This is a genomic window from Corynebacterium sp. ES2715-CONJ3 (assembly GCF_024814365.1).
Taxonomy (GTDB): Bacteria; Actinomycetota; Actinomycetes; order Mycobacteriales; family Mycobacteriaceae; genus Corynebacterium.
Genome location: NZ_JANUXS010000001.1, coordinates 147,040 through 172,606 on the forward strand (window position 1 = coordinate 147,040; position 25,567 = coordinate 172,606).

Annotated in this window: 21 protein-coding genes; 16 read left to right on the forward strand and 5 right to left on the reverse strand. The window is 54.1% G+C overall.

Features of this window, described 5'->3' with window-relative positions:
- The first annotated feature begins 8 nt into the window (after positions 1 to 8).
- Together map and NXT00_RS00665 are read left to right on the forward strand one after the other, a co-directional pair.
- Positions 9 to 881 (forward strand): type I methionyl aminopeptidase, encoded by an 873-nt coding sequence (gene map / locus NXT00_RS00660; RefSeq protein ID WP_259076306.1) that lies wholly within the window; start codon positions 9 to 11, stop codon positions 879 to 881.
- A 23-nt stretch (positions 882 to 904) separates the two neighbouring features.
- A complete protein-coding gene (locus NXT00_RS00665) occupies positions 905 to 2,344 on the forward strand; it encodes a cobyric acid synthase (protein ID WP_259157671.1) in 1,440 nt (479 codons plus the stop codon).
- Positions 2,345 to 2,392: 48 nt separating this feature from the next.
- On the opposite strand, the gene mtr is transcribed toward NXT00_RS00665, so the two are convergent.
- Positions 2,393 to 3,781 carry a mycothione reductase gene (mtr, locus tag NXT00_RS00670; RefSeq protein WP_259157674.1) on the reverse strand — a complete coding sequence of 463 codons (1,389 nt, stop codon included), beginning with the start codon at positions 3,779 to 3,781 and terminating at the stop codon, positions 2,393 to 2,395.
- Positions 3,782 to 3,802: 21 nt separating this feature from the next.
- The gene (locus NXT00_RS00675) at positions 3,803 to 4,861 is read right to left on the reverse strand and encodes an alpha/beta hydrolase (RefSeq protein WP_259076312.1); all 1,059 of its coding nucleotides are present in this window, start codon (positions 4,859 to 4,861) and stop codon (positions 3,803 to 3,805) included.
- Positions 4,862 to 5,268: 407 nt separating this feature from the next.
- Between NXT00_RS00675 and mqo the strand changes: the two genes are divergently transcribed.
- The 5 genes from mqo to NXT00_RS00700 all read left to right on the forward strand — a co-directional run bounded on the left by mqo (position 5,269) and on the right by NXT00_RS00700 (position 10,826).
- Positions 5,269 to 6,768, forward strand: coding sequence for a malate dehydrogenase (quinone) (mqo, locus tag NXT00_RS00680; protein WP_259157848.1), 1,500 nt, complete (start codon positions 5,269 to 5,271; stop codon positions 6,766 to 6,768).
- Positions 6,769 to 6,905: 137 nt separating this feature from the next.
- Positions 6,906 to 7,988: an ATP-binding protein gene (locus NXT00_RS00685; protein WP_259157675.1), complete on the forward strand. Its 1,083-nt coding sequence runs from the start codon at positions 6,906 to 6,908 to the stop codon at positions 7,986 to 7,988.
- A 70-nt stretch (positions 7,989 to 8,058) separates the two neighbouring features.
- Positions 8,059 to 8,745: a VWA domain-containing protein gene (locus tag NXT00_RS00690; RefSeq protein WP_259157849.1), complete on the forward strand. Its 687-nt coding sequence runs from the start codon at positions 8,059 to 8,061 to the stop codon at positions 8,743 to 8,745.
- Between the two features lie 78 nt (positions 8,746 to 8,823).
- Complete coding sequence (cobO, locus tag NXT00_RS00695) at positions 8,824 to 9,444, forward strand: cob(I)yrinic acid a,c-diamide adenosyltransferase (protein WP_259076315.1); 621 nt, start codon at positions 8,824 to 8,826, stop codon at positions 9,442 to 9,444.
- Positions 9,438 to 10,826, forward strand: coding sequence for a cobyrinate a,c-diamide synthase (locus NXT00_RS00700; RefSeq protein WP_259157677.1), 1,389 nt, complete (start codon positions 9,438 to 9,440; stop codon positions 10,824 to 10,826). The genes cobO and NXT00_RS00700 overlap by 7 nt, the downstream gene beginning before the upstream one ends.
- On the opposite strand, the gene NXT00_RS00705 is transcribed toward NXT00_RS00700, so the two are convergent.
- Positions 10,823 to 12,193, reverse strand: coding sequence for a protein adenylyltransferase SelO family protein (locus tag NXT00_RS00705; RefSeq protein ID WP_259157678.1), 1,371 nt, complete (start codon positions 12,191 to 12,193; stop codon positions 10,823 to 10,825). The genes NXT00_RS00700 and NXT00_RS00705 overlap by 4 nt on opposite strands.
- A gap of 35 nt (positions 12,194 to 12,228) precedes the next feature.
- On the opposite strand from NXT00_RS00705, the gene cobA reads away from it, so the two are divergent.
- A complete protein-coding gene (gene cobA, locus NXT00_RS00710; protein ID WP_259076321.1) occupies positions 12,229 to 12,966 on the forward strand; it encodes a uroporphyrinogen-III C-methyltransferase in 738 nt (245 codons plus the stop codon).
- Positions 12,967 to 12,968: 2 nt separating this feature from the next.
- On the opposite strand, the gene yaaA is transcribed toward cobA, so the two are convergent.
- On the reverse strand, positions 12,969 to 13,733 hold the full coding sequence (gene yaaA / locus NXT00_RS00715; protein ID WP_259076322.1) for a peroxide stress protein YaaA: 765 nt from the start codon (positions 13,731 to 13,733) through the stop codon (positions 12,969 to 12,971).
- A gap of 214 nt (positions 13,734 to 13,947) precedes the next feature.
- Here yaaA and NXT00_RS00720 point away from each other — a divergent pair, with 214 nt between their 5' ends.
- The 3 genes from NXT00_RS00720 (at position 13,948) to NXT00_RS00730 (ending at position 18,740) form a co-directional block, all read left to right on the forward strand.
- Positions 13,948 to 16,170: an acyltransferase family protein gene (locus NXT00_RS00720; RefSeq protein ID WP_259157679.1), complete on the forward strand. Its 2,223-nt coding sequence runs from the start codon at positions 13,948 to 13,950 to the stop codon at positions 16,168 to 16,170.
- Between the two features lie 87 nt (positions 16,171 to 16,257).
- Positions 16,258 to 16,971, forward strand: a complete 714-nt coding sequence (locus tag NXT00_RS00725) for a copper homeostasis protein CutC (RefSeq protein ID WP_259076326.1) — start codon at positions 16,258 to 16,260, stop codon at positions 16,969 to 16,971.
- An 11-nt stretch (positions 16,972 to 16,982) separates the two neighbouring features.
- Positions 16,983 to 18,740, forward strand: coding sequence for a proline--tRNA ligase (locus NXT00_RS00730; protein ID WP_259076328.1), 1,758 nt, complete (start codon positions 16,983 to 16,985; stop codon positions 18,738 to 18,740).
- Positions 18,741 to 18,799: 59 nt separating this feature from the next.
- On the opposite strand, the gene NXT00_RS00735 is transcribed toward NXT00_RS00730, so the two are convergent.
- A complete protein-coding gene (locus tag NXT00_RS00735) occupies positions 18,800 to 19,642 on the reverse strand; it encodes a DUF4439 domain-containing protein (protein ID WP_259076329.1) in 843 nt (280 codons plus the stop codon).
- A gap of 28 nt (positions 19,643 to 19,670) precedes the next feature.
- Between NXT00_RS00735 and rimP the strand changes: the two genes are divergently transcribed.
- From rimP to rbfA, 5 genes are all read left to right on the forward strand, one after another.
- Entirely contained in the window at positions 19,671 to 20,210 is a 540-nt protein-coding gene (rimP, locus tag NXT00_RS00740) for a ribosome maturation factor RimP (protein ID WP_259076337.1), read from the forward strand.
- 48 nt (positions 20,211 to 20,258) lie between these two features.
- The gene (nusA, locus tag NXT00_RS00745; protein ID WP_259157682.1) at positions 20,259 to 21,257 is read left to right on the forward strand and encodes a transcription termination factor NusA; all 999 of its coding nucleotides are present in this window, start codon (positions 20,259 to 20,261) and stop codon (positions 21,255 to 21,257) included.
- Positions 21,258 to 21,551: 294 nt separating this feature from the next.
- Positions 21,552 to 21,908: a YlxR family protein gene (locus tag NXT00_RS00750; RefSeq protein ID WP_259076340.1), complete on the forward strand. Its 357-nt coding sequence runs from the start codon at positions 21,552 to 21,554 to the stop codon at positions 21,906 to 21,908.
- 121 nt (positions 21,909 to 22,029) lie between these two features.
- Positions 22,030 to 24,933: a translation initiation factor IF-2 gene (gene infB / locus NXT00_RS00755; RefSeq protein ID WP_259157685.1), complete on the forward strand. Its 2,904-nt coding sequence runs from the start codon at positions 22,030 to 22,032 to the stop codon at positions 24,931 to 24,933.
- A 187-nt stretch (positions 24,934 to 25,120) separates the two neighbouring features.
- Positions 25,121 to 25,546, forward strand: coding sequence for a 30S ribosome-binding factor RbfA (gene rbfA / locus NXT00_RS00760; protein ID WP_259076344.1), 426 nt, complete (start codon positions 25,121 to 25,123; stop codon positions 25,544 to 25,546).
- The last annotated feature ends 21 nt before the right edge of the window (positions 25,547 to 25,567 follow it).

Genomic DNA, 25,567 nt, shown 5'->3' on the forward strand with positions numbered 1-25,567 from the left:
TAGAACTCATGCAGAAAAGAAGTCCCATTAAGCCTGGAAAACCCACTCCGATTCGCACCGTCCCGGATAGCATAGAACGACCAGAGTATGTGTGGAAGAAAAAGGTTCGTGAAAATATGGGCGAGCCTTTTATCCAGACCCCCGAGGTCATCGAAGCTATGAGGGAGTCATCCGCCATTGCCGCCAGCGCCCTACAGGAAGCTGGTAAGGCAGTCGCCCCAGGAGTGACTACCGACGAGCTCGACCGTATTGCTCACGAGTATATGCTCGATCACGGCGCTTACCCATCGACCCTAGGTTATCTTGGTTTTCCCAAGTCCTGTTGCGTATCGCTTAACGAGATCGTATGCCACGGAATTCCCGATTCCACGGTGATTCAGGACGGGGATATAGTCAATATAGACGTCACGGCTTACAAAAATGGAGTGCATGGCGACACTAACGCTACTTTTCTCGCTGGCAACGTCTCGGAGGAACACCGCCTCCTCGTCGAGCGCACGCACGAGGCAACAATGCGAGGGATTCGCGCGGCCAAACCAGGCCGTAAAATCAATGTGATTGGTCGCGTGATCGAATCATATGCCAAGCGGTTTGGCTATAACGTAGTACGGGATTTCACTGGCCACGGAGTGGGGCCCACCTTCCATAACGGACTCGTGGTTCTCCACTATGATTCCGACGCCTATACGGATACCCTACAACCAGGAATGACCTTAACCGTCGAACCCATGATTAATCTGGGATCCCTAGACTACCGGATCTGGAAAGACGGGTGGACCGTGCAAAATACCGATCACAAATTCACCGCACAATTCGAACATACCTTCGTGATCACAGACGACGGGAATGAAATTCTCACTATTCCCAGCTCCGGCTCATAGCCTATTCACGGGTAACGAATAATATGGTGAGTTTCTTAGTAGCAGGATGTACTTCCGACGCGGGTAAATCCGTGGTCGTAGCCGGACTTTGCCGCGCTTTCTATCGCCGCGGCGTCGCAGTAGCACCCTTCAAAGCCCAAAATATGTCCAATAATTCTGACGTCACCCCTGATGGTGGTGAGATCGGACGGGCACAGGCATTCCAGGCCCTTGCTGCAGGTCTTGAGCCGGAGACAAAATTCAATCCAGTTCTGCTCAAACCCGGCAGCGATCGCACTAGCCAGCTTGTCGTGCGAGGCCAAGCGATGGGAGTAGTAAGCGCCCACGATTATTTTCACCACCGTAGCCATATTCGCGATGTAGCGGTGACAGCGTTGAAAGAACTTGAACAGGAATTTGACCTCGTCATCTGTGAGGGGGCGGGATCTCCCGCCGAGATCAATCTCCGTCACACTGATATAGCGAACTTCGGTCTTGCAGAGAAAGCGAATTTGCCCGTTTATCTTGTCGGAGATATCGACCGTGGTGGGGTCTTAGCCCATTTTTACGGCACACACCAGATCGTTAGTCCCGCAGACCGAGCTCGCATTCAAGGTTTTGTAGTGAACAAATTCCGTGGAACACAATCACTACTCGAGCCGGGATTGGCAGAATTAGAGCGACTCACCGGTGTGGCAACAAAAGCCGTCTTGCCCTTTATCGAGGGCTTGTGGATCGATGCAGAAGATTCCCTGCAGTCCCAACCTGGAGCTACCATCGGCCCGCACCAGCAGGCCCTCGGCTCACAGCGCATTAACGTTGCAGCTATCAGGCTGCCGCGTATCTCTAACGCCACCGATATCGAGGCACTCGCCACCGAACCTGGGATAAATGCAAGTTTCAGTGTCGATCCCGACTATATCGCCGAAGCTGATCTAGTTGTCATCCCTGGGAGTAAATCCACTCTCTCGGATCTACAATGGCTGCATGATACTCACATCGCCGCAGCCCTCGAGCACCGTCGCATCAATAATCTACCGACGCTTGGAATTTGCGGGGGATTTCAAATGATGTGCAAGACCATCGTCGATACAGTCGAATCTAGTGATCAGACCTCAGCTCAGGGCCTAAATTTCTTCGATGCCGATATAGAATTCGCCGACACCAAAACCCTGATCCGTCATGACCACGGGGCCTATGAAGTGCACTATGGCCAGCTGGTGCGAGCACACGATGACCCGTGGATTTCAGGCGAGGGATTAAGGCGCGGAAACTTCTTTGGCACTCATCGGCACGGGCAAATGGAAAATAACAACTTCCGGCGTGAATTCCTCGGAGACATCGCAGGTGCGCTAGGAAAAAACGATTTTGTTATCAGCCCCACTACCGATTTCGCAGCTGAACGGTTGACACAACTCGATATGATCGCGGACCATATTGAAGACCATTGGGATCTCGATCAGCTTCTTCAGGAAATATCCTAAAATATCCCCGCGATCGCTACGTAGAGATCGCGGGGGTACGTGCAGATTTTAGGCCGACGCAAACTCCAGTCCTAAGAGAGCATTTTCCACAACTTCCGGCAGAGCTGGGTGAATCCAGTACTGCTTGCGGGCAAATTCTTTGATATTAAGATCATAAGACATCGCAGTGATCAGCGGCTGGATCAGGGTGGAAGCTTGGGGGCCAACTATATGGGCTCCCAAAAGTTTCTCACTGTCCCTATCTGCAATAAGTTTGACAAAGCCCGTGGTGTCCTCCATAGCCCATCCGTAGGCTACATCTTTGTAGTCTTGGATTTTCACGGTTAGCTCATGACCCTGCTGGCGTGCGGCAGCCTCCGTGAGACCTATACTAGCAATCTGAGGATGGGTGAAAATGGCAAAAGGCACGTTGTCATGGGGCATGGGAACGAGATCATGAGGGTGGAGGAGATTGTGGCTAATCGCCCGGGACTCTGCGTTAGCAACGTGCTTGAGCTGGAATGGTGAGGATATATCTCCCAGAGCCCATACGCCCTCAGCCGTAGTGCGCCCGAAATCATCGACCTTGATCCGACCTGCATCGAGTTCGATGCCAGCCTTCTCTAGATCCATCAAATCTCCATTAGGGATGCGCCCGGTTGCTACTAGCAACATATCTGCATGCACGGTGTGACCATTGTCGAGAACGAGATCCACGGCTCCTGTTTCTTTTGACTGCTCAGCTTTAACAATCTCGACACCCACGTGGGTATCCATCTGCTGCGCTGTAAGTGTCGTGATCCGCTCGGCGATATCAGCATCCAATCGCCGCAAGAGAAGATCCGAACGGTTAATGATGGTTACTTTTACTCCCAGCTGATGGAAGATATGGGCAAATTCGAGAGCGATAAAGCCGCCACCCCACACCGCCATCGTCTCAGGAAGGCGCTCGATGCGCATGATATTTTCGTTAGTAAAAAAATCAATATCCCGGACTACTTCGGGGATTCTTGGCCGAGCGCCAGCAGCGATGACGATGTCCTCAGCGGTAATTTCCCATTCCTCTGCACCCTGAGCGGTGCGAATAGTGCGGGGGCCGGTGAAACGAGCGTGCTGATCAAAAACCTCGATATTAGGCGTCTGAGGACCGCGTCGGTATTCCTCGCCGCCCGCTGAGATGGGGTCAATGCGTTCCTCGAATACGCGTTTTTGAATGCTGTTCCAATCAATCTCGCCGCGCTCGGAGGCGATGCCGTACTTCTCAGATTCGGCTATCATGCCCGCCACCTCGGAGGCGTAGACAAACATTTTAGTAGGAATGCATCCTACATTCAGGCAGGTGCCGCCAAACGCGCCCTTTTCTACGATAGCGATGGATTTATCGCGGAAGTCCTCGCCTGGAATCATATTTCCAGAACCGGCGCCTATAACGATGAGGTCAAAATGAGCAGTTTTCATAAAATTCCTTATAACGAGGGATTACTGAAGGTGTTGCAGCCACGTCGTCGAGGCCTGGAGAGCTCGGTCGCGGACGGGCCGCGGAGATAGATATAGATCGTGCATACCATCCTCGATCTCCACGATGGTCGAGTGTGAGGAAACAAAGGGCGCCCATTGTTTTATCTGATCAACATCGAGCACAGTATCACTCCGATGAGAATAATCGTCGATGACCATGGACGTGTGCGACCTCGAGGAACACAGAGTAAGGACCGGAACTCCTGTGTTGATGGTGCGGCGACGCAGTTTGAGCTGCGCCCTCATCACTGCACGCATCCACCCAAAGTACTTCTGGCACCCCCCAATCGGTTTCATCCGTGTATCAAAATCCCATTCCCCAGAGTAATCCTTGTGCACGGACTCTCCGTAAGTACCTAAATTCCCGAGCGTAAACGGGGTGAAAGGCTTGAAATAGCCTACGGTTCCGATCAACAGGTAAGCAAAAGGATACAATGCCTTCGGGAGTGGGACATCAAACCACGGGGAATTGAGAATAGCGGCTGTGACCACGGAGTGAAGGGTCGGGTTTGTACGCCTAATATGATCAAGCCAGTCGACGACAACGAGTCCGCCAGTCGAGTGACCGATGAGCACAATGGAGTCGTATTTCGAGCTGAGGAAATCCACCGCGGTACTCAAATCCGGGTAGTAGTGATCCATATGCGAGGTATAGTGCCACGTTTGACCCGCCTGTCGAGAGCGCCCACATTTACGCAAATCAAGAGCAAAGAAGTCAAAACTGTTGTGGGAAAAGTGCTCGGCTAAATGTGTCTGAAAAAAGTAGTCGGTCATACCGTGGATATAGAGGACGGCCGTTTGGGCTGGCTCTGTGCGGTGACTTTGGTGCCGGATGAGGGTGGTACTCACCCGTCCTTCCTCGTCCGGGTCAGACCCCAGATCAAAAGTAAGCTGCCGGAATTCCGAGCCTAGAATATCGTCCTCCCACTGAGCCGTATCCCAAGTCGGAGGTGCAGGCGGCACCTTTTTTCGGGGAAGATCTGGGCTATAGGAGCGTTCGGAATGCGTCGGTGATTTCATACTTCGTAGTGTAGCCCGAGTTTTATATCAGTGGCTTGAGGGATAGATGTAGGTCACGGTAATGGGCCAGCCAACTGCTGGAAAAGGCCTCAGAAGTATCAAGGTGTAACTCAATAAAGGATGGATGGATAGGGGTAGCAGATGAATGGGACACCTAAAAAGGGGTGGGCATATGAGGCCTTTACGCACAGCCTCAGTGCAAGGATCGAGTCTATGATGGCGAGTAGGTACCATTTGTCTTGGGTCACACTCACTAGGGTGGAGTGGCGTACACTTATTCTTATCATTTTCTCACAAGGATAGTTGTCAGCACGCTACGGGCAACGAGATAGCTACTAGACCGTTTCAAGCTAGATATGCTTTCAGAAACAGATCTAACCAAGGAAGTTCTTACTATGAATAATGGCATAAATGACTCGATGACCGCGGGAAAAACAGTGGAGGATGATGTAGACGTCATCCTCATCGGCGCTGGGATTATGAGCGCTACCCTAGGCGCTATGCTGCGCACATTAGAGCCGCAGTGGTCGCAGCTCATCTTCGAACGCCTCGATGGTGCGGCGCTGGAATCATCGTCGCCCTGGAATAACGCAGGCACGGGTCACTCAGCACTGTGCGAGTTGAACTACACACCGGAAGTCAACGGGCGCATTGATATCTCCACCGCTCTTCAGACCAATGAGCGCTTCCAATTATCAAGGGAATTCTTGGCCTTCCAAGTCAACCAAGGAGTTTTACCCAATCCGCGGCAATTCATTCACCCGGTGCCTCATATCTCTTTTGGCAGAGGCCCCGATCAGGTGTCGTATTTGCGTAAGCGTTATGAAGCGCTTGCCCAGCATCCGCTATTCACAGGACTGAAATACTCCGATGACCGCGAAGTTTTCAATACCAAGCTGCCGCTGATGGCCGAGGGTCGAGATGCCAACGAAAAAGTGGCTATCTCCTGGTTCGATGGCGGGACCGATATCAACTATGGTGCATTAACTCGGCAGTTTTTGAAAAACGCCGCCGAGGAGGGTACCGAAATCCGCTACGGACATGAGGTAACCGACATCAAACGAGAGGGCAAGAAGTGGAAGGTCACAGTACGCAACGTTCACACCCGTGAAGAGTCGACCTATCGCGCCAATTTCGTATTCGTTGGCGCGGGCGGCATGGCTCTCCCACTTCTGCAGAAATCCAAAATCCCAGAGATCCGCGGTTACGGCGGATTCCCCGTGGCGGGGCAATGGTTGCGGTGTACAAATCCAGAGATCATCTCACGGCATCATGCCAAGGTCTATGGCAAAGCCGATATTGGGGCGCCTCCGATGTCGGTACCCCACCTCGACACGAGAATGATCGACGGTGAGAGGGGACTTCTATTTGGCCCCTATGCAGGATGGACGCCAAAATTCCTCAAGAATGGTTCCTGGTTTGATCTCTTGCACTCAGTCAAGCCAACGAACCTTCCTTCCTTATTGTCTGTCGGAATCCGCGAATTAGGATTGACGAAATACCTCATTCAGGAATTGCTGAAAGACCGTTCCGCGAAAATGGAGTCGCTGCGCGCATATATGCCACTCGCCGAGGAAGATGACTGGGAGGTTGTGGTCGCAGGGCAGCGAGTTCAGGTCATCAAGCCGGTGGTTGGCCCGTCATTCGGCTCCCTCGAGTTTGGTACCACCCTGATCTCCCACCGCGATGGCTCGATCGCTGGGCTGCTCGGCGCCTCTCCCGGAGCTTCAATTGCTCCAGCAGCAATGGTCGAGGTTCTGGAACACTGCTTTGGAGAGCGCATGGTCTTGTGGGGCGACAAAATCAAGGAAATGATGCCATCCTATGGAGTGAAACTCGGAACTGACCGGGAACTCTTCAACAAGATGTGGGCCTATACCCAGCAGACTCTGCAATTAGAAGAGTAACGGCTGCGAAAAATAGTGTAGCTTTTCACTCGGGCCTTATTTGTGGTTAAAGTAGACCACAATGAGGCCCGCATGCGGTCTGGTACTAGTAGTCCTCCGAGGCCTTTATGCTTGAGGCTAAGAAAGTTTGGGTTGATATGAGCGCTCAGATCCCTCCACTATATCCCTTCTCCGCCGTAGTCGGCCATGAAAAACTACAGGTGGCTCTCCTTCTAAACGCCATTAGTCCCCAAATTGGCGGGGTTGTCATTCGCGGCGAAAAAGGTACAGCTAAAACCACGACAGTTCGCGCCTTCGCTGGGTTATTAGAAGGCGCGCCCTTGATCAATCTACCGATTGGGGCTACCGAAGATCGAGTAGTAGGCGCGCTCGACCTGGAAACCATCCTGCACAGCGGTAGAGCTGAATACCGCCCAGGTTTGCTGGCTGCCGCCAACGGGGGCGTGCTCTATGTTGATGAGGTCAACTTACTGGCCGACCACATCGTTGATGCGCTTCTCGACGCAGCCGCAACAGGGATAGTCACCGTCGAACGCGATGGAATCTCTCACTCTGCTGCCGCTAAATTTGTTCTAGTGGGCACCATGAATCCCGAGGAGGGAGAGTTGCGCCCTCAATTACTCGATCGCTTCGGCCTCTCGGTCGCAGTAGAGGCTTCTCGGGACGTGGCGGTGCGCACCGAAATTATGCGCCGCCGCCTGGAATTTGATCGAAACCCCAGAATGTTCTGCGAGAAGTGGCGCGCGCAGGAATTAGAGCTTGAGCGTACGATCGCTGAGGCCAAACAATTGGTGGGATCGATCGAACTCAGCGATACCAATTTGGAGCGTATTGGCTTTATTTGCGCAAGTTTCGATGTCGACGGAATGCGTGCTGACCTCGTCATAGCTCGAACAGCCATCGCCCACGCAGCCCTCAAGGGTCGCGTGGAGGTAACAGACGAAGATATACGCGTTGCCGCCGAATTAGCTCTTGCGCACCGCAAGCGTCGCAATCCATTCGACGAGCCAGGTCTCGACGAATCACAGCTCGATGAGGTCATGGATCAGGCCCAACAATCCCACCCCGATGAAGATCCCTTTGAGAGCTCTGAGCAGCACAATCGCGATCAGCCACCCGCATCGCAAGACGATGACTCTAATACTCCTGATATGAGTGAAACCGAGGAGGTAAGCGCCGATCAGGGCGCTACCTTTCGCGGTCCGACAGCTACGCCGTAAGCGGAGAAAGACCGAAAACGAGGCAACTCCAGGACGACGGCAAGCAGCACATACCAGAGAAGGGTCCGTGGTGCGCGCCAGCGCGACGGGACGCGGAGTAAATATGGTAGCAACGATTCGCAATGCAGCCGAACGGGGGGCGCGCATAGATGGTGGGCGCCTCGAATTCATCCCCGATGACCTCGTGGGATCAACCCTGCGCTCAAAGGAATCTAATCTCATTGTCTTCTTAGTCGACGCTTCAGGATCAATGGCAGCGCGCGATCGCCTTGCTGCCGTAACAGGTGCGGTGACATCCCTTCTGGGAGATGCCTACCAGCGCCGCGATAAAGTCGCTGTCATTAGCGTGAGAGGCACGAATCCTAAAATCGTCCTACCACCCACCGGCTCCATCGACATAGCCCTCAAACGACTAGCAGATGTTAAAACGGGAGGACGCACCCCGCTCGCTGAAGGACTCAGCCTTGCATCGGAGCTCATCGAGCGGGAATTACGCCGCGAGCCAGGACGCCCAGCAATACTAGTGATTCTTTCTGATGGACGCGCCACCGGCCCTGATGGTTTGCAGCGACTACGCACCATCAGCGAAGTCATCGCGCGTCGAAAAGCGTGGGCAAATATAGTGATCGATTGCGAGAAACCGGGACGTATCCAACTCGGTTTAGCTCGTGAATTGGCTGAAAATATACACGGAGCACTCATTAAAGTCGACGAATTAAACGCTGATTCGGTTACAGGTATTATTGACGCATTCTAAACACTATTGCCCATCCAGCTTTCCCAAGAGCCCGTAAAGTGAAAACGTAACAACTTATTATTTTAAGGAGCACCCGAGATGGCCCGCGGACAACTAGACCCACTTTCAATTCCCGACGACGGTTTAACAACCCGGCAACGTCGTATGCTCCCCGTCACGGCGGTCCACACGGGCACCGGTAAAGGAAAATCCACCGCTGCCTTTGGCATGGCCATGCGCGCGTGGAACCAAGGCATGAATATCGGAGTTTTTCAATTCGTCAAATCTGCCAAATGGCGAGTCGGCGAAGAATCAGTCTTCAAAAAACTCGGCCAGCTCCACCTCGACGAGGGCATCGGGGGCGCAGTGGAGTGGCACAAAATGGGAGAAGGATGGTCCTGGTCGAAAAAGCGAGGAAACGAGGCTGACCATGCTCGGCAAGCCCTCGAGGGATGGGAGGAAATTAAGCATCGCCTGTCTCATCAACACCACGACTTCTATGTGCTCGATGAATTCACCTATCCCGTTAGCTGGGGATGGATCGATATCGACGATGTTATCACGACCCTCTCCAACCGCCCCGGTGTCCAGCACATAGTTATGACAGGACGCAATGCTCACCCCCGACTCATTGAACTCGCCGATCTTGTGACCGACATGCACAAGGTTAAGCATCCCATGGACCTTGGTCGTAAAGGGCAAAAAGGAATCGAATGGTAGATAGAGCTCAGTCGCAGAGATCCCGGGATCGGGAGCCAACAACACCGGGGATTTTAATCGCTGCCCCCGCCTCTGGGACAGGAAAAACGACCATAACCACCGGCCTCATCGCGGCCCTCAGCGCCCGCATGTCCGTCGCGCCCTTCAAGGTCGGTCCTGACTATATTGATCCTGGTTATCACGGACTGGCCGCGGGACGCACCGGGCGCAACCTTGACATGGTGATGTGTGGCGCGGATCTGATAGGGCCATTGTATCGACATGGTTCCAGCGGATGCGATATTGCCGTCGTGGAGGGCGTGATGGGACTGTTTGATGGCCGCATCCCTGATGGACTCGGATCCTCAGCCGATATTGCCCGACTACTCGGGCTACCCGTTATTCTGGTCGTTGATATTCGCGGTATGAGCCAGTCAGTAGGAGCCCTCGTACGTGGTTTCGCCACCGCAGATAAAAATGTTCGCATTGCAGGTGTCATCCTTAATATGGTTGGTAGCGAACGCCACCGCGATATTTGTACACAGGCGGTCGAATACGAAGGTATCCCCGTGGTGGGCGCCATACCTCGCCAAGATGCGGTGGCCGTACCATCACGACATCTCGGGCTAGTCACCGCCACAGAACACGGTCACCAGGCGGCCGAAGCCATCGCCCACATGGCTGATTTAGTAGACCGCTACTGCGATACCGATGCCATCGCTGCGCTCGCCTCCACTAGTTATTCCGGCCCCAGCTGGAACCCCGCTGCCCTCATGGAACGCGGGAATGCTGTTACCGTGGCGATTGCTAGTGGTCCTGCCTTCAATTTTTCCTATGCCGAGCATCGTGAGCTGCTGGCGGCTGCTGGAGCGCGAGTCGTGGAATTCGACCCCCTCGTCGACGAACTTCCTTCATGCGAGGGAATTATCATCCCAGGAGGTTTCCCTGAAGAGTATGCCGATATCCTCGCCTCCCGCGACAGCTTAAGGGAGGATATCAGAAGACATATCGCCGCGAAAAAGCCAGTACATGGGGAATGTGCGGGGCTTTTATGGCTTGTCGATCGCCTCGATGAGCGGCATATGCTTGGAGCGATCCCGGTATCAGCGAGTATGAAAAAGCGTCTCACCTTGGGTTACCGAAGCGCTGTGGCACTGGGCGATAATTTGCTATGCCGTGCCGGACAGCGCATTACCGGCCACGAATTTCACCACAGCGGTGTGGATCAGGAAACCGCCGAGGGCTTCGACCCCGCATGGGCGTGGCAAGACTACTACGGTAATACCAAGAGCGAGGGCTTCACCACGGCGACCGTCCACGCTTCCTATCTACACACTCATCCAGCCGCTTATCCTGAGATGGTGCAGCGCTTTATTCAAGCGTGCCAACGAGTAACCTCCTAGGTGCCACAAACCGTGTGGTAGGGTCCAAAGTCCCGGGGAGCGAGCTGCTCCAAGAACGCATAGTCTTGCCCAGTTCTGCGCCTAAAAGGATCCCCCAAAACGTCAAGGAGGAGGGTGCGCACCCGCGGGTCCTCGCTACTTGCCGCCACGAGGTGATTACGGGCGATATAAACGGGGTTCACCTTCAGCATCGCCGCGAAGTTTGGATCCATTTTTCGCCACCTAGCCATCCAAGACGCCCATGCCCCCGAATCTACGAGGTCGCCCACCTGTGGTAGAGCGCGCTGCTCGCTGAGTGCTCGAAGGACGAGCGTGCGATCGAGCTGATCATTTTTCATCAACTCCATAAACTCCTCGATCGTACTCTCCAGGTATGACCGCTCGAGGTGGGAGATCCCGAGCGCACGACCCATATACTTGAGCCACTGGCGGTAATACACCTCACCAAAGGTGGCCATGGTTTCCTGGGCCCACTCGAGTCCAACCAACGGAACAAGGCATTCAGCCAGGCGCGCTAAATTCCAGCCAAGAATCGATGGCTGGTAACCGTAGCGATAACGTCCATGCGTATCAATCGACGAATAGCAGGCATCATCGTTATAGGTATCGCTAAAGGCTGCTGGCCCAAAATCAATACTTTCCCCACTTAATGTGGTGTTATCAGTATTCATCACTCCGTGCACGAAACCGTGGCGCATCCACAGCGCCACCGTCTGAGCTTGACGCTCTACTACTGAGGAGAAAAAATCCCGGTAACGCTCGGGCCCGCGGGCGAGAGGATAGTGACGAGCGATCGTATAATCACACAAGGTCTGCACGACGTTATCTCCCAGCGTCGCAGCGTATTGAAAAGTTCCTACGCGGATATGACTTGAGGCTGCTCGAATGATGAGCGCGCCGGGTACCAGTTGCTCTCTTTTTATCATTTCACCCGTGGTAAAAGCCGCAAGAATGCGAGAGCTGGGAATTTTTAGACCAGTAAGTGCTCGGGAGTAGATAATTTCCTTCCACGCTGCATCAACCGGCATTTTTCCGTCACCTCCGCGTGCGAAAACGGTCGGGCCACTGCCTTTTAGATGAAGATCCACCACGTCCTCGCCCTTTGTGAGTTCACCGAGGAGCAAAGCTCGCCCGTCTCCTAAGCGCGGAGAGAAGTGACCGAATTGGTGGCCCGCATAAGCCATGGCGGGATAATTATTTTCCAGCAGGCTAGCAAGCCTATCTGCGCTGAGATCAGCCGGATTTAAGAGCAGGGAAGTCGCCACGTCGGTATTGCAATAAATTTGTTGCAAGCTGGGAAAATGAGGTGGTGTGGCGGGATGAACCAGTTCGGGAAGGGCGGCGGCGAAGTCCTGGTGCAGATGCATGGAGATTACTTTATCTATGACTATGCTTATTTACCATGACTGAAATCAAGACCCACCCAGTTGTGCTCCTCGGTGGAGGGCCGGGCGCCTGGGATCTCATGACCATTCGCGGAATGAACAGACTCCAAGCTGCCGATATAGTACTCGTCGATCACCTCGGCCCCACCCAAGAACTCGACCGACTCTGCAATGTTGACAGCAAAGAAATTATCGATGTGTCCAAGCTGCCATACGGTCATCAAGTGGCTCAGTCAAAGATCAACGAACTACTCGTCGAGCACGCTCGCGCTGGTAAGAAAGTTGTTCGCCTCAAGGGAGGAGATCCGTATGTTTTTGGGCGCGGTTTTGAAGAGCTTGAATATCTCTCCGCCCATGGCCTCACAGTCGAGGTTGTACCAGGGGTGACAAGTGCAATCTCAGTTCCTGCTCTCGCAGGAATCCCCATTACCCAACGGGGAGTTGTACACAGCTTTACGGTTATCTCTGGACATCTGCCGCCAGAGCATCCTCAGAGTCTGATCGACTGGGATGCTCTGGCTCAATCTGGGGGAACTTTGGCGGTCATCATGGGTGTTAAGAATGCTCCCCGAATCGCTGAACGCCTCATTCATGCTGGGATGCGACCAACGATGCCAGCAGCGGTTATAGAAAATGGAGCCACCAGCGAGCAGCGTTCGTACCGCTGTACCCTCGAATCCCTCGCCGAGACCTTCAGTACTCACCACATTAAGCCGCCCGCTGTATATGTGATCGGCGAGGTAGCGGGACTGTAGCCTTAGGGATGAGGTTGTGAGGGGCGAACTACAAGGATCATGTCCCGCCCGCCACCGTGTTCAACATCGAAGCCGGCCTGAGTTGCGGTCTTTAATACATCCTGCACGCACGTCGGCTCCGTGTCAGTGATAGCCAACGCTCGTGCGAGGAGCCCCTTATAATGCTTATTGAAGTGGCTGACAACTGACCGACTCCCGTCAGCCTTGACGCTTTCAACTCGAACAGTTATTGCCTGTTTGTCTGGGCCTAATTGTCTATAAGCTCCTGAGCGCATATCTATAATCAGTTCATCGAGTTTCGCCAGTTCCGCTGAGATGGCCGCACCCCATCTTTTTTTCATCGTCGGTGCCGGAGAAATATTGCGATCCTCTCGGTAAGGCACCTTCGCATGAGCTGATAAGCGGTAGTGGGGAATGAGGTCATCTGCCTTGACCAGACCGAATAGTGCATCCCCAACAGCTAGGCGCTCTCGAGCGAATACGGGCAAAGTATCGGCGGAGAGGGCATCGAAAAGCACACCTTGAAAGCGTTCAATGGCGGGCATAGTCGGGGAGTGGAGAAGGTGTGTATTCGAGACGGCTTCTGTTCTCAAGTTTTCCGAAATTTTGAGTACCTGCAAAGCCTCATCAGGATGGAGGGCACCAAGATCCCGGGCGATGCTGCGGCGGATGGGATTGAGCACGGGGAAAGAGAGAGTGTCCCAAGAAAGCCGCGCTCCACTGCCACCTCGAGCTTTGGTCTCGGATGGGGGAAGTATGATCAACATAGTTTTTCACCGTACACTTCTCATCCCCGCCGAGGTGGAGCTCGGCTAATTTTTCGGCCGTGAACGCAGTGAATACTGAAGGTTGGGGTGATGCGTTAAGATGACTACTTTGTAAGGCCCTTTCGCCCCTTCCTTTTTAATAGCGGTGGATGAGGGACGGTCGTGGACTAAGTGAGTCCGCGATAGGCGCGAGTAACGAGGACAAAGTGGACACGTGTTGGCAGGACCATTAAATCGCAAGGGATCCGGTTCAAACCGTCGCGTCACCCGCTTTATCACAGCGGTCACGCGGCGAGTGATACGGGCAGTCCCTTGGTTAGCTGCCCTCGTGCGCTACCTAATGCTTAGCCTCCTTTTAGCACTGCTGAGGTTGCTAACGGGGCATACGATAACAACTGTCCGCAAACCCGTTCGACCGGATTTCGCGGCCGATCTCGAAGCGGCCATCGCCAAGGGCAGCCGTGGAAGGATCGGGGAAGAAAACCTTAAAAAGACCCCAGAGCCGCCTGCTCCGCACCCCGTGGCAAAGAGAGTGGGGGACCGCAACCACCTGGCAGCCAGCTCCCAGCAGCACGATGATTCCAAGAAAACCGTGACCTATCGAATTCGTCGAGTCCCTGGCATCGATGGGCTGCGCGGAATCGCGGTGATGGCAGTGGTCTTTTACCACTTCTTCCGCTCGGCCATGCCCGGGGGGTTTATGGGCGTGGATATGTTTTTTGTGCTGTCGGGATTCTTGATCACCTCACTTTTAGTTCGAGAGTATTCGGTCCTGGGAAGGATTGATCTAAAGAAATTTTGGATTCGCCGCGCACGACGCATCCTCCCGGCAGCTTTTATCGTCTTAATCATCACCACCGCTCTTGCAGGACTCGTCGGTGGTGACCCCAGTGTCAAACTAGGTGAGCAGTTTGCGGGCACACTGATTTTTGCCAACAACTGGACTCAAATTGCCGCAAGTGCCAGCTACTTTGCCGATTCAGGGGTGCAGATTTTAGCCCACTACTGGTCGCTTGCCGTGGAGGAGCAGTTCTATCTCATCTGGCCACTAATCTTCGTGGCCCTTATGAGGATGTTTAAGAAAATAGGGTGTGCGATCCTTGCGACGGTCTTAGTACTTGGCACTGCATCATTTGCCGCGATGCTCGCTCTCTATGATCCAGCAGCCGATCCCACCCGCGTGTATTACGGAACGGATACCCACAGCTTCGGGCTGTTAATGGGGGTATTTTTAGCTCTGATCATGACCTCGACCTCTGCAGACCCTCATGCGGATTCCTGGCCTCGCAACCGAAACCTCTTAGCTGGTTTACCTGGTGTTGTGGTCGGGGTGCTCAGTGTGATCGGACTAACGACTCTCTTCTTTGTCGTATCCGATACGGCTGCCTTCACATACCGCGGAGGCCTGGTTTTAGCCTCACTGTTCACTGTTTTGATTCTGGCGCAAGTAAGTTCCGAGGTAGGAATACTCTCCCGTGTGATGGGGACCTCGGTGCTGAGGTGGCTCGGTGAACGTTCCTTCTCCCTATACTTATGGCACTGGCCAATCGTTGTTCTCCTGCAAGAACTCAACCACCAACAGATGTGGGCACAGCATTCGGAGGTCATTGGTCTGCTCGCGCTGATCACCAGCCTAGTTATCAGCCATCTCAGTTATGTCTTTGTGGAAACCCCCGTACGCCGGCGCGGATATCGGCACCTATGGCGTAGCTCTGACCCTCGAGTTCGTGCTGTGGTGGCGGGAACGCTTATAACCCTCTTAGCGGCTGCTGCGCTGGCCATCGTGCGCTCTCCGCAACAAACTGAACTTCAATCCCAGTTAGAGCGGCTGGCTCACAATCAGACAGCGCCGCGTGAGATCACAGCAATTCCAGCTGCAGAGGCAACAGACGTTGCCACCCCCTTATATGGACCGCAGCTTCCTCCCACAGGGGATCGAATGACGGCTGTGGGAGATTCCGTTATGCTCGGGTCCGTACCTGCCCTGGAGAAGAACTTTCCGGGCATGTATATCGATGCCGAAGTGTCGCGGTCGCTCGTGGCAGCACCAAGTATCCTCCAGTCATTAGCTGATGCGGGGCGCCTTGATCCCTTTGTCGTTCTAGGTTTTGGAACCAACGGAGCACTAAGCGAGGAGGCATTGAAACAGGTCATGGATATAATCGGCCAGCAGCGCGTGGTCATTATGGTGATGCCTTATGGCGAGCGCACCTGGATTCCCATCTCTCAAGAACGTATCGCCCGTGCTCAAGACACCTATGAGAATCTCTATATTGCTCCCTGGTGCCAACTGGCTCAGGCGAACCCCGACAAGCTTTATTCCGACAGAATTCATCCCAATGAGCAAGGTCGCGAGCTATATAGCCAAGCGATCAGCGATGCTCTATCCCAATGGGCCAATCACCGCAAGAATCCAACAACCGGTTGTGGAGTTTAGCTGGACTTAGGCCATATACTTAGGGTGTCACTTGCACATGAAGCATCTAAATATCCCGACTCCTAACGTCAGCAAAGAGGATTCTTTATGAGATACCCGGCCATTGAAATCGCAGTGCAAGACCCGGTAGGAGCAGCCCAGGCTGCCCACGCAGGAGCCGACCGCATCGAGTTATGCGTGGGACTATCCGCAACCGGTGGGCTTACTCCCACCATTGGCAATATCCAGGCGTGCTCCACAATCATATCCACCCACGTCCTCATCAGGGTGCGGCCCGGCGGTTTCGTTTATAGCGAGGCTGAGATCGAAGTGATGGCTACTGATATTTCACAGGCCATTAGCGCCGGCGCCGACGGAGTTGTTATTGGGGCTGCTCGATCAGACGGCACTCTAGACATACCTGCGCTGCGTTATTTAATCGATCATGCTCACGGCGCGGAGGTGACCCTGCACCGTGTATTCGATACAGTACCCTCGCGAATAGATGCCTGCCACAGCATCAAGGACCTCGGAATCAAGCGCATCCTTAGTTCCGGTGGACAATCTAGTGCCCCTGCTGGAGCCCAGGAATTGGCGATGCTCGTAGCCCACGTACCGGAGATCGAAATTATGGCTGGAGGAGGCATCCGCCCAGATAATATTGATGCTCTGGCGACCACCGGAGTAGCCGCCATTCATAGTTCAGCTTCGACATTTGTTGAGCGAGGACCCGCCGGGCCGGGTGGGGGAGCAGCACCAGTTCAGGTCACAGATGAGCAAGCTATTAGAGCCTTGGTCAGTAAGGTACAAAGCTGGTGCTAAACTAACCAACCATGATTACTCGTCTTTCCACACTCTTCTTACGTACCCTGCGTGAAGACCCAGCAGATGCTGAAGTACCTAGTCACAAACTTCTTGTGCGCGCCGGCTATATTCGCCGCGCTGCCCCGGGAGTGTATACCTGGCTTCCGCTCGGGCTACGCACCTTGAAAAAGATCGAAAATATCGTTCGCGAAGAGATGGACGCTATCGGTGGCCAAGAATTGTTATTTCCAGCACTCCTTCCGCGCGACCCTTATGAACAAACTGGCCGCTGGACAGAGTACGGGGACTCACTCTTCCGACTCAAGGACCGCAAGGGTCAAGATATGTTATTGGGGCCCACCCATGAGGAGCTTTTCACGGCTCAGGTTAAGGATCTTTATAACTCCTATAAAGACTTCCCTGTGACGCTGTATCAAATCCAAATTAAATATCGTGACGAAGAACGCCCTCGCGCGGGTATCCTCAGGGGCCGCGAATTCGTTATGAAGGATTCCTACTCCTTTGACATGACTGACGCTGGTCTGGAGGAATCCTATGCTCGCCACCGTCAGGCTTATCAGAATATCTTCGACCGTCTCGGCGTTGAATACGCGATCTGTAAAGCAACCTCGGGTGCGATGGGCGGATCGGCTTCGGAGGAATTTCTTGCTATTTCTCCTCATGGTGAAGACACCTTCGTGCGTGCCACGAAGGGAGACTATGCTGCCAATGTCGAGGCTGTAACAACTCAACCAGGTACACCCCGGGAAATCGCCGGCCAAGCTCCCCTCGAGGTTCATGACACCCCAGGCGCTGAAACTATAGACAACCTGGTGGAGTGGGCACGCCGCAGTGGTCTTAGTATCGATGGGCGGGAATGTGGCGCTAGTGATACGCTCAAATGCCTCATGGTCAAGGTGCACACGCCGGGCGCCCAGGACGATGAGCTTATTGGTATTTTGTTGCCCGGTGATCGCGAAGTCGATGAGAAGCGTCTCGAGGCCTCTTTCGAGCCAGCTGAAGTGGAATTGGCCTCTGAGGAGGATTTCGCCGCTCGTCCGTTCCTTGTCAAGGGTTATATCGGCCCTCAGGCGCTCAATGAGCACGGCATTAGAGTTCTCGCTGACCCTCGGGTGGCAGAGGGAACAGCCTGGCTAACTGGTGCCAATGCTTTCGAGAAACATGCCAACAACGTTGTTGCTGGCCGCGACTTTACTATTGATGGATATATTGAGGCGGCCGAGGTACGCGAAGGTGACCCAGCGCCTGACGGTCAAGGCTCCCTTACCTTGGCTCGTGGTATCGAGATCGGTCATATTTTCCAGCTGGGGCGGAAGTACACCGAGGCTTTCGATGTGCAGATCTTGGATGAAAACGGCAAGCGAGTCATCCCCACCATGGGTTCCTACGGAATTGGTGTATCGCGGCTCATGGCTGTCCTGGCTGAGCAGCGTCATGATGACAGAGGTCTGAATTGGCCACTTGAGGTGGCCCCTTATCACGTTCACGTTGTTGTGGCTAATAAGGACGAAAAAGCCTTAGCTGCCGGTGATCGCCTCGTTGCAGAACTAGATCATAAAGGTGTCGAGGTCCTGTTCGACGATCGCACTAAGGTGTCCCCAGGAGTTAAGTTCAAGGATGCGGAGCTCCTCGGTATCCCGTATGTAGTGGTGCTGGGGCGCTCATTTAATGAAGGCAAGGTCGAGCTACGCCGTCGGGGTCACGACATTGTAGAAGTCGACGCCGCTGATATCGTCTCTACTATCCTCGACACGGTCACCGCATAACTTCGAGTATCAAGGGCCACGGGACTATCTAGCGTCCGTGGCCCTTTTCTGCTGCGTGCCTATTGTGGATTCGTCAGGTAACCTAAGGTGCTCAGTGAAGTCGTGCGCCATGGCGCATGATGCGCCTGGGAAGCGAAGGCTTGCCAGTCCCGTTCGTTACTTGCAACTAGCTCGTCCACAAATGCGGCTGCACTTCTATCATCGTAAGGAAGCTCGAGATCATCGAAGCTATATCCGGCCGCTGGCACCGGGATAAAAGCATCCTCGTTGAGGGCGAACTCCAGACTATCCGCAATTCGCTGATGGACTTTTTCCAGCTGCGCTATTCTCTGGTCCTGCATATCGTCAGCAAATGCAGTTGCCATGCCAAGGGCGTAGAGAAAACCGTATTCGCGGCGTAGCGCTTCCCTGGCCGCAACGAGATCAACAAAAGCAGCATTATGAGAGTGGGTCTCGGGATCTGGTTCCTGTTGGGGAGCCGTACCGTCTGGATTGCGTTGTGCGGCAGCGGGAATATCCAACTTAACCACTACTTGGGAAATAGGTTCGGCATTTGTTGTGGCATAGAAGAGATATTGGTCAACGATAAGAGGCAGAGACTCTTGAGGGATATCAGCGATAATATTGAGGATGCCCGCTGTATCGGCGGAAAAATCCTGTGTCGAGGATTCTGTCAGGAATGTATCAGTTCCCTCAGGAGTGCAACTGGCCGGGACCTCGCCATCCCTGAGGTGACCGCACAACCTGGCGATCTCGGCACCCAGTTCTTGCTGTTGCTCCCCCTCGCTGACCCGGTAAAGCCCAGCCAAGGTGGGGTGGGGTGATGGGGCTGCGCAGCCACCGAGGATAAGACCGAGGACGAGAGCGCATAGGGGCAGGAATGAGATGCGAAATCGTGTCATAGTCGGTCATTGTACTACCATCGCCCTTATGGCTTTTCCTAGCAAAGAAACTCTCCTGATAACTCTAGAACCCCTAGCTTCGCAGTATGGTGTAGATATTGAAGATATCCGTATTGCTCTCGCTGGCAAGAAAACCACCGTAGCCATTGCCATTGACTCTGATGAGCACCCACATTCAGACCAGCTTGAGGCTTTGTCGTTGGAAATTTCTGCGCTTTTCGATGCCGAGGAGGAGGCCCGGAGGCTCAACTTTGGTGCCGGTTATACCCTCGAAGTTGGTACACCGGGTCTGGATCTGCCGTTAACCCTACCGCGTCACTGGCGCCGTGCCCGTGGCCGCCTGGTGACGGTGGTCGTCCATGATAAAAAGGAGCGGTTTCGTGTTGGTCCCCTGAATGAGGATCACACTCACGTCATGCTCATTAGCAGTACAAAAGGGATAGCTCGCGCAGCAGCTTTCGAGATTGAACAGATCCTGCACGCACACCAGGAAGTTGAGTTTTCTGACGCACCTCAGTCCGAACTCGAGCTTGTGTCCATGTCTTTTGACGAGCTGGCCACTGTGTAGTTAGCTAAAACAGTCAGATTTAATCTCCACGAAGGGACTTTATTAAAAGTGAATATTGATGTTGCGGCACTCAAAGCAATTGAATCGGAAAAAGGTATCCCGGTGCGAGACTTGGTCGATACCATTGCCACCGCTTTGATGTTCGCCTACCGCGAGTATAAAGATGTCCCTCCACAGGACAATACGCGTACCCGGGTGGATATCGATATTCAAACAGGTTCCGTCGCGGTCATCGTCTCCAGCCTCGATGCCGAGGGCAACGTGGAATCGGAATACGATGATACCCCAAGCCACTTCGATCGACTCGGCGCCCACGCTGTGCGAGACGCAATCGTTAAAAGGCTCCGCGAGGCTGAAGCTCGGCAGGCGTATGTAGCATATTCGGATTATGAGGGCACTGTTGTTACTGGTGTCGTTCAAGCCGATGCTATGGCCAACGAGCGCGGCATGGTAGTGGTCCACCTTGGTACCGAGATGGACGGCCAAGACGGCGTGCTTCTTCCAGCTGAACAGATTCCAGGAGAAAAGCTGCACCACGGAGACCGCGTCAAGAGCTTTGTCGTGGGGGTTAGTCAGAATCAACGCTCGCTCAGCATTAATCTCTCGCGTACCCACCCAGAGCTCGTGCGTCGGCTATTTGAGCTAGAAATCCCTGAAGTTGCCGATTCCTCGGTAGAGATCGTTTCCATTGCGCGCGAAGCAGGCCATCGCTCCAAGGTTGCTGTGAAAGCTAATGTCAAAGGGCTTAACGCAAAAGGTGCATGCATCGGGCCGCGTGGACAACGAGTCAGTAATATCATGCAGGAATTGGGAGGGGAGAAAATCGACATTATCGACTTTTCCGACGATCCTGCAACCTATGTAGGAAATGCGCTCGCTCCGTCGAAAGTAGTCAATGTTACTATTACGGACCCCGAGCAGCAGATCGCCCAAGTGACAGTTCCTGATTATCAGCTCTCCTTAGCTATTGGCAAAGAGGGACAGAATGCTCGTTTGGCCGCTCGCCTGACTGGCTGGAAAATCGATATTCGCTCCGACGCGGAGTAGATCATTAGTCCGACGACCGTGTTGAGCCGACATCTATATAGACAGCGATGCACGGTCTCTTAGGGGGAAAGAACTTAACTTTTTCTGTTCCGTCGACTACTATGGGTTTAGGCCCTGTTGATTGTGGAATTTGCAGTCACGCAGAGCTGTTTCATTTTTACTGCCAGTATTATCAAGATGTCGATAATATCTAAGCGCGGGAAAAGATCAAACGCTACCGCTTAAACTACGCAGACTTGATATTGGAATCAATAGTGCGAGTGGCCTGTGAAGGTCGAAGATAAGGAATAGTACGTGAGCTCGAGCTTTATGCAGTCGTCGCCAGGCGACGGCGCTAATGCACCGACTATCCGTATTCGCACCTGTATCGCCTTCCGTACCCGGGCTCATGACAGCACGCTTTTGCGCGTTGTTCTCAGTTCGAATAAAGATGCACTCGTGCCCGATCCGCACCGCCGGCTTCCAGGTCGTGGATGTTGGATTACCCCAAATCTTGAAGCAGTGGAATTAGCGGAAAAACAGCGGGCGTTTACCCGGTCGCTGCGCGTGTCGGGACCACTCGATACCCGTTCGTTGCGCCAACATATTCAGGCGAGCCACGAACACACCAAGGAAATAGAAAGAGACCGAACACTGATGAGCACATCATGAAGCATCAGCGATGAACGTCAATGACATTCGGCTAGAAAACTGCATATAGGCTGTACTCCGCGGGTATTTTCCAGGACTTCAGGCTATCTGCTTGTTTTCTATCCATAACACAAGGAGAAAAGTGCCCGGAAAATTACGTGTACATGAGCTCGCTAAACAGCTCGGTATCACCAGCAAGGAGTTACTTGCCACACTCAGAGATAAAGGCGAGTTTGTCAAAACTGCTTCCTCAACCATAGAACCACCGGTAGTCAAGCGCATGAAGGCGCATTATGCCGCGCAGGCGGAAGCTGCACCTGCCGCCGCAGAAACACCTCAAGCTGATACCCAAAAAGCTGAGCAGACTACCAAACCCGCAGCAAAGCCTGCTAAACCTGCAGCCCAAGCGGCTAAACCCGCAGCTCAGGTCGCAAAGCCAGCCGCTCCAGCCGCTCAGCCAGCAGCTCAGACTGCAAAACCGGCTTCTCCCAAGCCAAGTGCGCCTGCCGCCACCCCTGCGAAACCTGTGGAGCAAAAAGCAAAACCAGCTGCACCCAAAGCGAAGCCCACTGAGCAAGTAGCGAAGCCTGTCAATCCAGCAGCCCAAACTGCCAAGCCGGCAAGCCCAACTTTCTCAGAGCCTGCTAGTGCAAGCTCTGATAAGCCTGCTCCAGCTGCTAAGCTAGCGGGACCCACCCCAGGGACAATGCCAAAGCCACAAGCGAAGCCTGCTCCAAAGCCAGGCGCACGTCGAGTGGCAAATAACCCATTCTCTACCGGAGGCCAAGACCGACCAGGTCCGCGTCCAGGAGGGCGCCCCGGTCCGCGCCCAGGAGGATCCACCGGCGACCGCCCAGCTCGCGGTGCTCGCGGAGGTCAGGGTGGCAATCGCCCTCAAGGTGATCGTCAGCGCCCAGGCGGACAAGATCGTCCGAATAACCAAGAGCGTCAAGGAGGAGGACGTCGTCCTTCGCCAGCTATGATGCCGAACCATCCATCACCAGGAGCTATGCCAGAGCGCGCAGCTTCTGGGGGTCGAGGTGGCCGAGGTGGCAATAATCAGGGCGGCGGCTTTGGACCGAATCGACCAGGCGGCGCAGGTCGCGGTGGTCGACGCGGAGGAACCGCGGGTGCTTTCGGACGCCCAGGTGGCGCCCCTCGCCGCGGACGCAAGTCGAAACGGCAGAAGCGTAACGAGTACGAGTCCATGCAGGTGCCAAATGTCATTGGTGGCGTCGCGCTGCCCAATGGCGCTGGCGCTACCGTGCGGCTCGCTCGCGGAGCTTCTCTCTCCGACTTTGCTGACAAGATTGATACCGATGCATCGGCATTGGTGCAAGCACTGTTCAACTTGGGCGAGATGGTAACAGCCACGGCTTCCGTTTCCGAGGAAACCCTCCAGCTTTTGGGCGAAGAAATGAACTACGTCGTTGAGGTCGTTTCCCCAGAAGATGAAGATCGTGAGCTACTGGAGACCTTCGATCTGCAGTTTGGCGAAGACGCCGGAACCGAAGACGATCTAGAATTTAGGCCTCCAGTTGTGACCGTAATGGGCCACGTCGACCATGGTAAAACTCGACTACTGGATACCATCAGGAAGGCTAACGTCGGTTCCGGCGAGGCAGGTGGAATCACCCAGGGGATCGGTGCCTACCAGGTTCAGGTTGATATCGAGGGCCGCGATCGAAAGATCACCTTCCTAGATACGCCAGGACACGAGGCCTTCACCGCCATGCGTGCCCGTGGTGCCAAATCCACTGATATCGCCGTACTCGTGGTGGCCGCAGATGACGGAGTGATGCCCCAGACCATCGAGGCGATCAACCATGCCAAGGCAGCAGATGTGCCAGTAGTTGTGGCTGTGAACAAGATTGATAAGCCGGGGGCTTCTCCTGATCGTATCCGTGGTCAACTTTCCGAATATGGACTGATCCCGGAGGAATATGGTGGCGACACCATGTTCGTTGATATTTCCGCTAAGGAAAATATCAATATCGATAACCTCCTCGAATCGGTTCTGCTCACCGCGGATGCTTCATTGGATCTGCGTGCTAACCCCGAGATGGATGCCCAAGGCGTTGCTATTGAAGCACACCTGGATCGCGGCCGTGGCCCGGTGGCCACCGTAATTGTGCAGCGAGGCACCCTGCGCGTCGGCGATTCGATCGTAGCCGGCGACGCATATGGTCGTGTTCGCCGCATGGTCGACGAGCACGGCAATGACGTGGAGGAAGCTGGTCCATCGCGTCCAGTCCAGGTACAGGGCCTCAACGGAGTTCCAGGCGCTGGTGATAACCTACTGGTTGTTGAGGATGATCGCGTCGCTCGCCAGATTGCAAATCAGCGAAATGCCCGCAAGCGCAACGCATTGGCTGCGAAGACTCGCAAGCGCGTTTCTCTCGAGGATCTGGATGCAGTATTGCGCGAGCACTCCACGCTCAACCTCATCCTTAAGGGCGATAACGCCGGTTCGGTGGAAGCTTTGGAGGAAGCCCTCCTACAGATCGATATGGACGACGAAGTCGAGCTCAATATCATCGACCGCGGCGTGGGTGCAGTAACCCAGACCAACGTATCGCTTGCTGCCGCTTCCGATGCCGTCATCATCGCCTTCAACGTGCGTTCCGAAGGTAAGGCAACCGAGGAAGCAAACGCTGAGGGTGTAGATATCCGCTACTACACGGTTATCTACCGCGCGATTGAGGAAGTTGAGTCCGCTCTGCGCGGCATGCTCAAGCCGGTCTACGAAGACCGCGATGTCGGACGCGCTGAAATTCGCGCCATCTTTAAGGCCTCCTCTGTCGGCCTTATCGCGGGCTGCAAGGTCGAAGATGGCAAGATGCGCCGTGGTGCATCGATCCGCTTGATCCGAGATGGCAACGTAGTAACCAGTGATGCCACAATCAGCTCGTTACGTCGAGAAAAAGACGACGTGACCGAGGTGGCTGCAGGTTATGAGTGCGGTATGGTGCTCAGCTACCCGAATATCGAGGTGGGCGACATAATCGAAGCCTACGAGAAGGTCGAAGTACCTCGCGATAAATAGGCTGACTATCCCGCTGTGAGAAGAATATCCCTCTCACAGCGGGATTTTTCTGCGCTATATAGCTTTCTCGCCTCGGATCGTTAATTGAGCACTAAACCGATACTATTTAAGAGAGGTTCAGGTGCACCGAAAAGTGAGCGCCCCCGCACCTCGTGATAAAAAAATATTATTCAAGGAGTGAGTTTTCATGGCAGATAATTCTCGCGCACAGCGTCTGGCAAAAAGGATCCTACAAATTGTTGCTACCGCCATCGAACGGGAGATCAAAGATCCGCGTTTGGAATTTGTTACGATCACCGACGCTCGAGTAACCGGTGACCTCCACGATGCGACTCTCTACTACACCGTGCGTGGAGCTAGCATCGACCAGCCAGCAGACCACGAACGAGCCGCTGAAGGGCTGGAAAAAGCTCGTGGTTCACTACGCAAGATAGTAGGTGAAGCGCTCTCAGTGCGTTTTACACCTACCCTGAAATTCGAACTCGATACCGTCCCGGAGACCTCTGCCCGCATGGAGGATCTCTTAGCGCGGGCTCGTGAGCGCGATGCAGAATTGGCGGAGTTGCGGAAGAATGCCCGGCCCGCTGGCGACGAGAATCCCTACAAGAACTAGAGCTAGGCGCTCGCAGCCGAT